Genomic DNA, 13,637 nt, shown 5'->3' on the forward strand with positions numbered 1-13,637 from the left:
TCTCCAGAAGCTAAGTATTAACGTTGATAATCGGATACGTTCTCGTAGAAACGGCAGGAGACGCTGGATAAGTAATGGGATAATAATTCACCGTCATATTTACCCCTGAACCTGAACGAGTAAATTCGATAATTGCGACGTGATTGCCTCTCATTCCGTAGAACTTTTCAAACGGGCTGAACTGATTTTTTTCACCAACATATTTCGGAGGGGTATCGGGATCGGAATGTCTTTTCCAGTCAGAATTTTTACCGAATAATCCCCCTACCGTGTGTTTGGCAATATTCGCCTGGTCAACTCCTGGCGTCACACACAAACTGGTCGGCGAGCAGATGACCTCCGTCAGAGTGGTCCTTTTCGTCCGGGTATGGTTAGCTTGAGCCACTCTGTTCCAGTGCACATCTCCCGTCAGGAAGATCACCTGTACACCACACTCACCAAGCTTATCAATTGATTCCATAAGTTTCGCAAACTGTGTTGTATAGTTCGCGAGCTCAGCATCTCCCATTTTGTTTAATAACCACCCCGTTGGTTCGCAAAACAAGGCCTGCCCTGTGGCAAGTACACCGATAAGCGGCTTACCGTTAATTTGGTGATCCAACAGATTATCCCGCCATTTCTCGACGGCCTTCCACGCGCTGTCAGGCATAAGTCCAGTCGGGCTGGTAAAGTTTTTCTGTCGATAGCTTCGCGTGTCCAGGAACAACATACTGAGTGGCTCAATTTCCAAAAACGTCCAGGGTTGTTGGGAAGCAGGAGCGCCTCCCAGTTGAAAATCCTGTAACAGCTCTCTTGCGACAACTTCCCAATGATTAATCCCATTTGCACCTGGCTCCGGCCCCGTCCCCTCTTTCCAGACTTGTTCCCAGGGATAGTTATTCCAGAATTCGTGATCATCAGGCAGACATAATGTCGGCGCTTTGGTTAACGCTTTCTGTAACCCCCTTTGCCCGGTGAAATCTGACAACCAGTTTCGACGGTACTTGGCGGCAATGTTTTTTCGGAGTTCCTCAGCAGAGTCCGGCATGTGAAAGAAAGGCGGTTGATCCAGATAAACCTGATCACCCGCAAAAAGCGTCATATCCGGACGTACCGGTATCTGTTGCACAAAATCACCCACTCCCACTGCATCGGTACCCGCGCAGTAACATGACATCAGCATAATTTTGAAGCTGTTACCCAAAAATGGCACTTTCGCAGGGAGCGACTTCACAGCCAGAAATCGCGATGTGCCATCTTGCGGGATGCTCACATTAAAGCAGTGCTCACTGTCATTTCCCTGGACACTGAACTCATAAATCCCCTGATAACTTAGCGGCCGCTTGTTCAGACAGTCATCATCACGAATCGGAGCCAGAGGCTGACTACTTATTTCCGGGCTAACCGCTTTTTCATTCAACGTAAAGTTCAATATCGGGGCTGTCTTATACCCAAAAACACCCACCCACAGCTGGATGACACCAACATTACCTAACAACGGTCGAACCATCAGATATGGCATTCCACACCTCGTTATGGCCAGAAGGCCCGGATGTAATTGTGAGGGGCGTGATCGGCGAGCCAACGCACCGGAACATGATTCAGGCGGTCGGCTTCATAGAGCGGAGCATAGATTTTACGCCCTGCCGCCCGATCGCTTTTCAGTGCGCTAGCGGTTGGGTTATGCAGAAGCTTTCCATTGCAATCAAGGTAGAGAGCATTTCCGGCATGCTCATAGCCCAGGAATGTCGGGGGGACGGTCGGCACCGCATCGCAGCAGTTGACCACCCGGATTACCTGCAAATGAGGCTGGCCCAGCAGGGAACTGACAAATGCATCGTCTCCGACTCTGGGGCAACCTATAGTTATTAACGTGTCCGGCTGTAACGCCATCGCCAGCAAAGTAGCTATTGCCCCACCTAGGCTGTGGCCACAAATCAGCAAATGGGTTCGCTTTGCTGTCATTTTCTTGAGCCAGTTTTCCGCCAGAGGCTGTAGGGCTTGGGCGCTTTTTTGAAATCCGGTATGTACTCGTCCATAGCGACAATATTCAGGCAATGTCTGAATATTGGTCAGAAAATCCTGGTAGTGATCAATCTGCGTTCCCCGAAAGGCAAGCACGCACAGGCCGCTGGCATGACAGGTGGCAAACCCGTAAGCATCACGAGCAACATCGTTCAACAGTTCGGGCGCGCCAAACCCCGCCGCTTTTAATATGCCCGTTAACTTCTCTTTTTCTCCAGCCCCCTTTTTTTCTGCCCTCAGATATGCCAGCCGTGATAATTCTGCTGCCAGCGCGATTTCATCTGGCCAGTCAGAATCACACAATAATGTTATATCTCGTTCAGGATGATAAAGTGATTGATTATCTGCACTATAAGCAACAGGCATATATTTTCCCTATCTGTTGATACAAACGTTTATGGTCTCACGCTACTGTCAGAAAGCTGCATTAATAATTATAAAAGCCATCATCCAGGCAACACACTGTCACTAAAGGAAAATCAGAACCCATATTTAAAGAAAGCAAGCGCCGATAATTATAAGGTTTTTTTTACTCCTCATCAGCAACGTATTCAGGATAATAAAAAACCAACAACTAGCTAAAATATTCTTGAGTGTAGTTTGAGTCTGCTATTTTCTCAACAATGCGACTCACAGAACGCACTGACTTTGCAAAGGCAGCGATAAACTGCTCGCTCTTCTGCCATCCATCACGGCCAGTATGACGGATTCATTACCTATCCACCTCGACATTACTCAAGCATCTGTTAAAACAATATTAGCTCCGCTTAACAGGTGGCTTCGACAAAATTATTCACCATGATAATGAAGTGCGATATTTTTTTTGTGTTTCACGCTTTTGTGCTATCGAACCCTGAACAAAAAAGAAAATACTTAAGCGTATTGTCCCTCGCACTTATCAGATTGCTGAGGAAACACTATGTTCAGCCCTCTGGAAGATAATATTGCCGTATTTATGACAACATTGCGGATACGCAAGCCATTTGATTTTTGCAACCATCTTGATCCCTACATGGATTCTGACGCGGACATTCAAAATGCAGGAAAGCAGCTGGAAGCGGCCATCAACAGCAGTGCAATCGCCGCTAGCATAATAGCACCAACCGCTATGGTGGCGACGTCGCTGGCAGAAGAAGTACTCCAGGGCATTGCTCACGGCATGCAACAAAATAAAGACGCCCCCAATATGTTTGTACACGACAGTTGGCTTCAAGGGCTGACGCCGCCGTACGGGATTAATCAGTATAAATTACATGCCAGCGACAGTGCTGAAATCAGCCTGCGCGTCAGCCCAATCATGAAGCAATCTAAGCAGAATGTAGTGACTATTGCACATATTGAGGTGAATAAATGAGCGAATTAACATTAGGAACCGCGCTCTCTGCCTTGATTTTATGCGGTGTGGCGGGGATGGTTGGACAAGGGATTCGGGCCGTTGTCGGGCTGAGAAAAGCAGGTTATCTGCAACTTGAAGCGGGCGACAGTAAGCAGAACTTCAGTGCCAGCTATTTAATGGTCACCCTGATGATCGGTTTTATTGCTGGCAGCCTTTCAGGGATAACAATGGGGTTGGACACATTTGCCGGAAAATTTCCTGCTGAATCGCTAATGGCCGTGGTAGCCGCAGGATATGCCGGTGTCGATTTTATTGAGGGGAGTTTTAATTCTCGCATCAAATCTGCCGTATCCCCCTATATCGGTCCTGATGCCAAAAAAGCCGATGGTGGGGGATCGGTTGGCAGTATTGGCACAGGTGATGACACCCCACCCACGCCCGTCAGCCCTGCCTCACCCAAGCCAGCACCTGAGGCAGCCCCTGCCTATACGACGCTTCCACAATCGCCGCTTGCCAGCGCCTTAAAACAGGTAAGCCCACGCCTGAATATCGATATCTGGGCTCCGGCGCTTGGCAACGCATTTAATCACTACGAGATCCATTCCGAACGACGCATTGCCGCCGCTGTCGGGCAATTTATGGTGGAAGCAGGGGCAACGTTTTCCGAGCTTGAGGAAAATCTGCGATACACCACGCTGAACCAGTTAATAAAGATTTTTGGCCGTCACTTCAAAGACGACCAGGAAGCCGAACAGTTCTTACGTCAGCCAATGAAACTGGCAAACCGTGTCTATGCCAACCGACTGGGCAATGGCGATGAAGCCTCGGGAGACGGTTACCGCTATCGCGGGCGAGGTTTGATCCAGTTGACGGGAAAATCGGAATATCAGGAGTTTGCCAGATTTATCAACATGCCCGTTGAGGAAGCTGCCGAATGGTGTACAAGCCCTGAAGGAGCAGCCGCTTCAGGCTGCTGGTATCTGAAAACCCGCAACTGCCTGCCGCTCGCCGACAACTGGGATTTGGTGAAGTTAACAGAGCGAGTCAATGGCAAAGCCAAAGTGATCCTCGAAGATCGAATCGCTTTCTCAAAGGCGATGCTGAAAGCCCTTTCATGAGAGGGGGGCGTCAGGGAAGACGCTCAATTAAAAACCACATAAGTTGAATCATGTTGATTGTTAACTTAATTCATGAACCAAGATGAACACCGGATTAACTATAGTGAAATTGTGCTATTCCGGATCATGACGTTATTTTTGGCTCCCCCGCAATTTTACCCAGACGAATCTGTTTCTTCTGAACTAAAATTGAGTAGTTGAACATATTCAACTGAGTAGGATTATCATATGGGCATTCATAATCGGCACAATTTACTGCTGTATTTACTGCTTATTCTACAATATATAATCTTTTCCTCTAATGCTTGGAGCGAAACCATCCCTGCCGATGAGACAGATGTACTCTTTGTAGGTTATGACAACAGTTCCCCTTTCTTTTTGGTTACGCAGGGTATTGCCCGCAAAGGCTCAGGTGATTTATTAAATATCGAGAACCCAGATAAGTTACCTGTTGAGCATGTCCGTGAAGACGGTTCCGGAGGTGCGTGGTTCACATTAGGTGGATTAAACCTTTACCATATTGACAGTAAAGGACAAACGATCAGGAGTGACTTAACTACTTTACCTGTAGAAAATCCTGTTATTGAAGTCATCGCCTCAGAAAATTCAGCTACTGCGATTCAGTTGTGCGGAAGCATAACAAAGACAGATGCCACCGGGAAAATAATTAAGAAAATTAATGTATTAGATGAGGGGGGATGTCAAAAAGTAGTTACTGCTGCCACCAGTACTGGTGAAAACACGTTATGGTTAAGCCTTAACGATGGGGAGATTTTTCAGGTAAACATCGATACCGGCGTAAAACTCAGTTCACAGTCACAGATTGATGCTGATGATTCTCCCATGACAATCACTGGTAGCGAGAATGGCACTGTAATAATGCAAACTGAAAAAGGTCTGCTTTTCTATGCGGCCTACCATGACGGTAGCATTAATATACAAAAAATGCCTTTTCCGCGAAAATTAGATTATGTGGCCAATCTATTTACTTTGGGAAGCCATGTAATTGTCGGATTTAAAAGCGGCGCTCTCGGGATTACAGACTCTTCGCAGATAAAAATTATTTCAAACCCGCAAAATATGCTAAGTGATAGTACAACTGGCACGTCTTTTTATGCTGCATTAATTAATGCTAAAAATAATTATGCCGTACTCGCAAACACTCGCGGGGAAATTTTCCAGTTATATAACAGCATTGTTAAAAAGATCGCCAGCGTGCAGTCACCAGTCATTGATGTAATACGTAGCACTGATGATGGCGCCTGGATAATATGTCAGGATCAGGTGTATAAAGTCTTCCGTGAAAATATCTTTGAAGTTCCTGATTTATCAGACTCATCTAATCCCGTCGTACGCCTTTTTGAGGACTCCCATGGATTGTGGGCCGCACATTTTTACGGGGGGGCATCATTTTATTCAGAACCAGCGCCAGAGTTAGTGGCAGCCCTGAATAGTCGAAAAATATCTAACGGTAGGTTTTCTGCAAGCATGCCATCCGTAAGCCCTCTTGTAGCCTTTGCTGTACTGAATGATGGTAGTAAACAAAGTATTGTGAATGCTCAGATTACAGATAAAGAACTAAAATTCAGTATCCCTCAGGATATGGATACTCCACAACTTACTGAATTACGGGCTTATTCATCAACGGGATTGCTCTTCCCCTGGCGCGAGCTATTACAGGCACCGTTAACATTGGAAATGGAAGACAGCGTAGTCTACACCATTGCCAAATATACCAAATATACGGCCGTAGCACTCGCTATTGCCGAGTCATTGCTGCTTATCATGCTATTCCTGCGTTACCGAACATCAGCCACTACCCGTGCTATCATCTGGCAAAATCCCATGCTACGGAAAATTTTAACATTGGGCATACTGGATTTACTTCTTAATGTTCCGGGTGTCACACGATTCCTGATAAAACCTGTCGTCCAGCAAATTCATAAAAAACGCGCAGCTGTTACATTTTATTTCAATGGGATTAATGCCGAAGCACTCCTGGACAATGGCTCCTGGTCTGAGTCAAAGAATATCGCCGAAATGCTCGAAAAACCTTCCGGCTACACATTACTTACTGGCGTGTCAGGCTCAGGTAAAAGCGTGTATGTGAAGAGTCTTGTGCATCGAATGCAATCTCCGGTGATAATGATTGGTGCCCGTCAATGTGAAGAAGGTGTTATCGCTGCTGTTTATGCCAGATTACCGGAGGAAGCATCGGACTTTAAAATCATCGAAAGAGCACTGGCAACCGGTGCACTTAGTATCATCATTGATGGCTATAATGAAGGCAGTCCTGTCGCGAGAATGCGGATCCAAGATTTTTGCCTGCGATACACCACAGCAAACGTCATTATAACGTCACAGCCAGGTATTGTTCCTGAGTTGCAGGATTGCAAACAGTTACGCATTACACCATTGACTATGGACAGTGCCGAGAAGTATTTAACGGAAGCATTACTCCACGATAAAATACAGACAACCTCGTTAGAAGAGATACGGAATATTATTCATGGCCTTCCTGCCAATTTTAAATTTGGTGAAGGATTGACGCCGTTCGATCTTGAAATTATCAAACAGCTATTTAAGCATAATGTTGCAGTGAGCAATGAAAATATTATATCTCAGTTTATGGAGAACATCTCACTACGTTATAAAGGTAAATTTTATCGAGAACTGCCACTCACCAGATTATCTGAACTGGCCTACAATGAGCGGAAAAACAATAGCTCATGTATTTCAGAGTCAGAATTTACAACGGATGAGCTTACGTTTTTTCGGGATGAGCGATTAATCATCACCGGAGGGGGAATAACAGGCAATATTTATGCATTCAGACATGAGCGGTTGCAGGACTGGTTTGTGGCAAATTTCTTCAGGGCAAGACAAGACCTCTGGAAAGAAGCTGCTGCCGTCCCAGTAATGGCACAGGCTTTTGTCATGCTGATTGCGCTCATACCTCGTGAGCGCTGGCAGATGGTCATTCATGTTGTCGCTGAAGTGGGGGCCGTGACGGGAGATCACACCATCATCGATCGGGTTATGATTCATCTTCATGTTATGGATGGTAAATATGTCTGAACTCCTACGGCCTCGGCTTTTTATTTGCGCGCTGGCTATACTGTCGACGATGGTTTTTGCTGAGAAAGGTTTAGTGTCCCCGAATAATGCTAATTACATATATACAGCAAACCTTGAACGGTACGTGCATTCAGTCCCTCTCGATTTGACCTATAATTCACGTTCGCTGCTGAGATCATCATTTGGTCTGGGCTGGTGCAGTGATATCGGCACTACACTTACTCTACAGGAAAATGGACTGGCAGTTAATATATGTGGCGGGGGAGTTAAAATAATACTCAAGTCTCCTTCACACGAATTTAAATACCGACAATTTATAGAGCATCATAAAGAAGAGTTTGAGTCAAATATAGCTGGATATAATGAACCATCCAGTGACCGCAGCCAACTTATTGCTGACTACCTTATCACTCAACATAATTATAATTGGTATGATGAATTCAATATCGAGCAGTATTCAAATGGGCCCAAAACCTTTCTGAGAAAATCCGGAAGTGGTGTGATTTCACAAATCGATTCTATAAGCTATAGATTTGACCGCTTCGGTAGGTTACTCAAAGAGAAACATACTCAGTTATCTGACGATATCTCAGTTTATTATTTTGGAGGTAGCATCATCGGAATGAAGCGAGGAAACACAAGGCCTGTCATTAACATAGATCAGGATCAATTTGGTTTTATTACCCAATTGTTTGCAAAGGGAAAAGCCGTTCAGATAGCTTACTGGCCCCCCCCCTCCACTGAAAATTACTCAACCCTATCAAAATTAGAAATGGCCGGCATTACCATCAGTTTTCAGTACTCGGACTTATTTAATATGATCCGCAAAACTGAAACGGGCGAGCCAACAGAGGAGATGAGTTATGATGAAAAAAATGACTGGGCGCTGACGCATAAATTTAGCAACGGTTGTAATTATAAAAACATATACACATTTGATACGCCGCATAGTGATATGCATTATTTCACAGAAGTTATAGAGTCATGTAAAGATTCAGGTAAGCAGAGTTATTATTTCGAATTCAGGTATGAAGCTCCTAAGTCCGATGCGTTATATACCATTGCACGCACAGGTCAGAGAACCATTTCTTACGAATCAGGCACAAACCTTTTTCAATATTATTCCGATGATAGTGTTACTGAGCAACGCATTCTGGTACCTGTAAGCGGAAACTTCATCACAACCACACCAAAGGGAGTTGTACAATATAAAACCGACCCCAGGTGTAACAGCGTCGCTGACAGAACATCCACGGATTTTCTGGCTATTCAATACACGAACAATTGCAAGCCGCTAAGAGTTAGATGGCAAAACCATGGGAATTACCTGTTCGGATATGAAGGGCATGACGAACTCTCAACCATTACAGATCTGAGTCGACATCAGTCATACCGGCTCATTCAGGGTGCCAACGGCCAAATCCATGCCGTAGAAAAAAAAGGAAGCTGGACAAGGCTGGTCGGAAATCAGTCAAATAATACGTCTGGTAAAGAAGATTTACAACGTCTCGTAGAGGTGTTAAAAGCGGTGAAAATGAATAGCATTGCCGGAATGGTCTTCCCCGAGAAAAATGATCCCTTCGCTGTCTGGTGTGAGTGCGACATTCCATTATTTCCACCGCAGCAATTACACTAGAGTGTTATCTCCGTATGGCCGCTTTGTAAGCAAACATCGCAGAGATCCTCTCTCGAAACTAGTATCAGCATGATGCCATATAGATAACGATAAGGTCGACAAACATCACCTTTTATCTGTTAGTTCATGAAGTCATCTATGTAGCCAGTAGAATTTTTAATTTAAATATTCATTTAAAACAAGATCATATTGATGATTATTTCTTATGAACTAAATTCTTGCACAACATAAGTTAAATGGAGTCTGCCGTTCATACAGACTACGATTAATCATACACTTACCTATCCCCCCAACTACCTGATTTTTCCTGGCGAACATTTTCATATTCACCTCTGTATATTATCGATGTAAACCCTGACATTCATGACAAAGATGTCATTAGCATGTCATGCAGCAAACAGAAGCCATTCGATATAATTAGTGCGACTTATCAGAAAGGCTGAATCACTTCATCAATACTCGGCGTCAGAGTATGCCAGGAAATGAATATCCAGCCCTCTCCCGGATAAATAAACACTGCCGAACCTGTTTCAGTTATGGAACTGAAAATATCGGTTGTACTTCCCCGGATATCACTAATTCAGAAATGGAGAGTTATCATGAAAAATATCGTATTAACATCTTTGCTGGGCTTTGGTTTAATTTCTTCGGCCTGGGCCACTGAAACCGTGGATATCCATGAGCGCGTCAACAATGCGCAAGCTCCTGCTCACCAGATGCAGTCTGCCGCGGCTCCTGTCAGGATCCAGGGTGTGGAAAGTCATCAGAAGACGATGGGAAATAACACTGTATCCATGACCGTCTCGTCAACGTCTTACGCAGCGATGGATGAGCATGAAAGAGCAGCGGTTGCCCATGAATTCATGAATAACGGTCAGTCCGGCCCACATGAGGCCATGGCCGAAGCGCACCGCCGCATGATCAATGCAGGCTGAATGCGATTGCATTCCCTGCTCTGTTTTGTACCCCTCACCTTCAGCCAACAGCGCTGACGGTGTACCGCCTTCGGACGGAAACAAGCCTGTCTGCCCGGCGGTTACCGGGCAGCAGCAGCCAAATATTAATCTTCGCTTGTCATGCACTCGACTTCAGTTCATTTGCGGGAACAGTATTGAAAGGCAGCGGCCCTAACTGCATCACGCTTCCCGCCTGTTCACCTAGCTGTTGCCACTGGCGTTTCATCGCACTCAGCCTCAGTGCCAGATACCCCTTTGAACTCTGCTGCAGGTCGGTCAGCGTTTGCTGGTAGCTATCAGCAACGGTCTGCCATCCGTTGACCAGCAGCTTAGCGGAATCAATGGCAGACTGAGAAAGTCTTTCACTGGCCGTCAACTGGTTATAAACCGTGTCAAAGACAGCCACCTCCAATTCAAGCCCGACGAGATTGGTCAACGTTGTGCTGTACTCTTTTTGCGCTTTGACAATATCGGCAGAGCTTATGGTCATCGCCAGCGTTCCGCCCGCGACCAGGGTAATACCCGCAGCCAGAAGCGTTTGTGTTGCCCCACCGGTTTCGATAATTGTTGTGGCCGCAATGACAATCATGCCGATCCCTATAATGTCGCTCACCGCTCCCGCCGAAATCTGCACAATATCTGCATCCATCTGTTTATTCAGATCGTTTAGCTTCTGCCGGAGTGCCGATATTTCCCCTTTATCACCGGTAATTTGCGTCTGCACGGTTTCTTTAGCCGCTTTAAATGTGCTCTGACTGCTGTTGATCCCATTCACATAAACCTGGACGTTATCGACAAACACCCCCGTGGAAGTGACGTTTTTCTGAGCAAGAGAAAGCAGCTGCTGGATGCCCTGCTGGATATAAGGAAGCTGGCTTTTATCCCCCATGTCATATTTTTGTGCCGCCGGAAGAAGTGCATCGACATAAGCCCCCACCTGATTCGAAAAATTACGCACATTCACCAGAGAAGAGATAGCCGCCGGATTAATCGAGGACAACCATTCCTGCGCCTGATCGCGCGCAATAGCCTGCTGTGCAGGAAGGTCAGGTAAAATATCTAAATGAATGTTGGGTTGACATAATACAGTGCTCGCATAAGTCTGTTGAGCAATCGAAGAAGCACCGATGCCCTGAATACCTGTCATTAAGGCATTGGTTGATGATGATTCAGTATCATTTTTCGCAGCTGCAATGGCTTGCATGATCATAATGAAAACCTCAAAGTCGTTAATTGGTTTTTGGCTTACTGCAATTGCTCAACGGTGCGCATCACTTCCTGCCAGTTCGCCTGCACGGCATTAACGGAGACTATAAGAAAATCCGCAGTCACCTGTTGTTGAGTGACCTCCGACAGCTCGGCCGTCACGGTTTGCCAACCATATTGAAGAGATTGTGTCAGGCCACACAAAATAGCGGTTCCTTTGGTCAATGCGTTCAGTGCATCACTGGTGGCACCAAGTTGTCCTATTTCCTGATAAAGCATTCCCGTTTCCTGTTGCGCCTGAGCAATTGCCCGCTCCGTGCTTTGCACATAGCCTGTCAATTCCATAATCGCGGCGCCAATCCCAAGAGTAAAAATACCGATGATAATTTCCATCCTCTTTTTACTTTCAAGCTCAGCATTCAGCGCATTCAGCTGAGCGTTAAGAGCCTCTAACCTTGCCTGATCGGCAGCTAATAACTGTTGTGCCCTTTGCTGATCGGCTAGCAAGTTCCTTGAGTCCGTCGTAATGTCATTATTAAAGGAAATAATAACCTTATTGAAATCATTCAGAGAGGCGGATAGCGGCGCGCTGTCGGCGAGTAACTGCTTAATCTGCCCCTGAGCTTTTGTGAGATATTCCTGTCCGTCAGGACCATTTAATTCAGAACGGATGTTGGCAACCGTAGAATCCAGCTCACCTCCAAACTTGATAACCTCGGAATACAACGAATCCATTTTGACCACAATGTCAGACAGATAATAATTTGCATGATTGCGGACGGAAAAGATATTTTCATTCAGATCGGAGATCTGCGGATCGTTAATGGGCGGAAGCTGTTCTAATTGTTGTGCGACCTGCATCATCTGTTGACGCACATTTTGTTGAGCCGTTAATGCCTGAGTAAAGCTGACTTTCAATGCTGGCATACTCTGAACCTTAGACACGGGTCACTTATTGGCATCATCGTGAAACGATGCGTCCGGTTTGTCTGCTAAAACAATCAGACCCTCACGGGCCTGATTGATGATTGATGAACGCTATGCAGCAGCCAGCCGTGCAAATGTCGCCGTTGGGTTAGGCAACAGGATCCCACTGCTGGTGACCGATGCGTTGCTGACCGGTAAAGAACCATAATCCAATAGCTTACGGGCATGATTGCCAACATCATCCCAGTCCGCTTTCGCCGCATTGAGTTGCGCGATCAGGAAATAGCCTAAATCTGGGGTCGCGCTGGTCAGCGCCGACTGGAAGACAATAAAGTCCTGTTCAAGCGTCTGCCAACCTGCCAGTAAAGAACCCGCGGCCTGAACCGCAGCGGATGCCTGGCCCGAAAGATTCTGAACAATCGTATTCACGTTTTTGGTGGCAGAATACTGTTGTTGTAGTTTTGTTTTGGTCGTAATGGCCGTGCTGAGCGCGCTGGTTTGCTTGGCATAGTCAACCCCCCCGGCAATGGCAACACCAGCACCGGCCCCGACGACCACCAATCCACCGACAATCAGTGCGGTACTGACGCCTGCGGTCGCAATTTCCGCCAGTACCCCCACGGCAATCATTAATCCTCCTACCACTGCGGCGGTTGAACCCGCTGCAATCATAGTTAAGTCCTTACTCATGGCGGAATTAATAGCGTCGATTTGTTTTCCCAGAGCGGCAATTTGTCCGTCTTTACCGGCTAATGCCGCTTCTGCCGTAGTAAAATCACTGGCGAAATTGCGGGCATCTTCGGCAAGCGTTGTCTGGAAACCGCCCACTGAATTAACCACGGTATGCGTAGCGGTTTGTTTTTGAGCGACCAGCGCCTGAAGTTGCTGAACACCCAGTTTAAAAGTATTAATTGATGCTGTGTCCGAAGGGTTTTGCTGTATTTTTACCGCCAGCTTAACCAAAGGATCATAATAGGAATCAAAATTGTTAGAGAAGCTTACAATATCCGTATTGGTTGAGATCATTTGCGGCTGTATGACATCACGCCAGGATGTGGCATGGTCTCTGGCCTTTGCCTGATGTTCCGGTAGATGAGGTAATATATCCGGCAGGGAGAGATCGGCCTGCGTTAAAATGGTGCCGACATAGTTTTGAATGATCACGGCTGCTGTGGTAGAGGCATCAGCGCTCGCTTTCATGTTATTACTGTTAATCGATGGATTGGTGCCAGCCTGTAGAATATGATTTAGCATTATTAAATACCCTTTCAGTTACTAAGAACGGAGTGGACTTTTTGAACTCGGTTAAATATAAAACACCAAGTTAATAAAAATCACTTATTTAAGAAATAGACCGTCAAAGTCTGGAATGCTTT

At 46.0% G+C, this 13,637-nt stretch carries 10 protein-coding genes; 5 read left to right on the plus strand and 5 right to left on the minus strand.

Annotated features, from left to right (window positions below):
* Positions 1-10 precede the first annotated feature (10 nt).
* A complete protein-coding gene (locus ACLHV8_RS10545) occupies positions 11-1,501 on the minus strand; it encodes an alkaline phosphatase D family protein (protein WP_208594719.1) in 1,491 nt (496 codons plus the stop codon).
* A gap of 11 nt (positions 1,502-1,512) precedes the next feature.
* Positions 1,513-2,370, minus strand: coding sequence for a lipase family protein (locus tag ACLHV8_RS10550; protein ID WP_208594718.1), 858 nt, complete (start codon positions 2,368-2,370; stop codon positions 1,513-1,515).
* 553 nt (positions 2,371-2,923) lie between these two features.
* Here ACLHV8_RS10550 and ACLHV8_RS10555 point away from each other — a divergent pair.
* From ACLHV8_RS10555 to ACLHV8_RS10575, 5 genes are all read left to right on the plus strand, one after another.
* Positions 2,924-3,358 carry a hypothetical protein gene (locus ACLHV8_RS10555; RefSeq protein WP_208594717.1) on the plus strand — a complete coding sequence of 145 codons (435 nt, stop codon included), beginning with the start codon at positions 2,924-2,926 and terminating at the stop codon, positions 3,356-3,358.
* On the plus strand, positions 3,355-4,458 hold the full coding sequence (locus tag ACLHV8_RS10560) for a glycoside hydrolase family 19 protein (RefSeq protein ID WP_050482915.1): 1,104 nt from the start codon (positions 3,355-3,357) through the stop codon (positions 4,456-4,458). The genes ACLHV8_RS10555 and ACLHV8_RS10560 overlap by 4 nt, the downstream gene beginning before the upstream one ends.
* Positions 4,459-4,686: 228 nt before the next feature.
* Positions 4,687-7,536 carry a hypothetical protein gene (locus ACLHV8_RS10565; protein WP_208594716.1) on the plus strand — a complete coding sequence of 950 codons (2,850 nt, stop codon included), beginning with the start codon at positions 4,687-4,689 and terminating at the stop codon, positions 7,534-7,536.
* On the plus strand, positions 7,529-9,172 hold the full coding sequence (locus ACLHV8_RS10570; RefSeq protein WP_208594715.1) for a hypothetical protein: 1,644 nt from the start codon (positions 7,529-7,531) through the stop codon (positions 9,170-9,172). Before ACLHV8_RS10565 ends, ACLHV8_RS10570 begins: the two co-directional genes overlap by 8 nt.
* Positions 9,173-9,771: 599 nt before the next feature.
* Positions 9,772-10,107: a copper-binding protein gene (locus tag ACLHV8_RS10575; RefSeq protein WP_208594714.1), complete on the plus strand. Its 336-nt coding sequence runs from the start codon at positions 9,772-9,774 to the stop codon at positions 10,105-10,107.
* 139 nt (positions 10,108-10,246) lie between these two features.
* Here ACLHV8_RS10575 and ACLHV8_RS10580 read toward each other — a convergent pair whose 3' ends face one another.
* The 3 genes from ACLHV8_RS10580 to ACLHV8_RS10590 form a co-directional block, all read right to left on the minus strand.
* Positions 10,247-11,338, minus strand: a complete 1,092-nt coding sequence (locus tag ACLHV8_RS10580) for an HBL/NHE enterotoxin family protein (protein ID WP_410376883.1) — start codon at positions 11,336-11,338, stop codon at positions 10,247-10,249.
* Positions 11,339-11,373: 35 nt separating this feature from the next.
* Positions 11,374-12,261, minus strand: coding sequence for an HBL/NHE enterotoxin family protein (locus ACLHV8_RS10585; protein ID WP_208595238.1), 888 nt, complete (start codon positions 12,259-12,261; stop codon positions 11,374-11,376).
* A 111-nt stretch (positions 12,262-12,372) separates the two neighbouring features.
* Positions 12,373-13,515 (minus strand): HBL/NHE enterotoxin family protein, encoded by a 1,143-nt coding sequence (locus ACLHV8_RS10590; protein WP_208595237.1) that lies wholly within the window; start codon positions 13,513-13,515, stop codon positions 12,373-12,375.
* Positions 13,516-13,637 lie beyond the last annotated feature (122 nt).

Origin of the sequence: Enterobacter sp. CPE_E863 (assembly GCF_046521465.1) — a bacterium.
Lineage (GTDB): Bacteria > Pseudomonadota > Gammaproteobacteria > Enterobacterales > Enterobacteriaceae > Enterobacter > Enterobacter adelaidei.

What these genes read in the sequence shown, in the direction of transcription:
- ACLHV8_RS10545 (WP_208594719.1), bottom strand. Translation starts at nt 1,501, where the DNA reads ATGCCATATCTGATGGTTCGACCGTTGTTAGGTAATGTTGGTGTCATC.
- ACLHV8_RS10550 (WP_208594718.1), bottom strand. Translation starts at nt 2,370, where the DNA reads ATGCCTGTTGCTTATAGTGCAGATAATCAATCACTTTATCATCCTGAA.
- ACLHV8_RS10555 (WP_208594717.1), top strand. Translation starts at nt 2,924, where the DNA reads ATGTTCAGCCCTCTGGAAGATAATATTGCCGTATTTATGACAACATTG.
- ACLHV8_RS10560 (WP_050482915.1), top strand. Translation starts at nt 3,355, where the DNA reads ATGAGCGAATTAACATTAGGAACCGCGCTCTCTGCCTTGATTTTATGC.
- ACLHV8_RS10565 (WP_208594716.1), top strand. Translation starts at nt 4,687, where the DNA reads ATGGGCATTCATAATCGGCACAATTTACTGCTGTATTTACTGCTTATT.
- ACLHV8_RS10570 (WP_208594715.1), top strand. Translation starts at nt 7,529, where the DNA reads ATGTCTGAACTCCTACGGCCTCGGCTTTTTATTTGCGCGCTGGCTATA.
- ACLHV8_RS10575 (WP_208594714.1), top strand. Translation starts at nt 9,772, where the DNA reads ATGAAAAATATCGTATTAACATCTTTGCTGGGCTTTGGTTTAATTTCT.
- ACLHV8_RS10580 (WP_410376883.1), bottom strand. Translation starts at nt 11,338, where the DNA reads ATGATCATGCAAGCCATTGCAGCTGCGAAAAATGATACTGAATCATCA.
- ACLHV8_RS10585 (WP_208595238.1), bottom strand. Translation starts at nt 12,261, where the DNA reads ATGCCAGCATTGAAAGTCAGCTTTACTCAGGCATTAACGGCTCAACAA.
- ACLHV8_RS10590 (WP_208595237.1), bottom strand. Translation starts at nt 13,515, where the DNA reads ATGCTAAATCATATTCTACAGGCTGGCACCAATCCATCGATTAACAGT.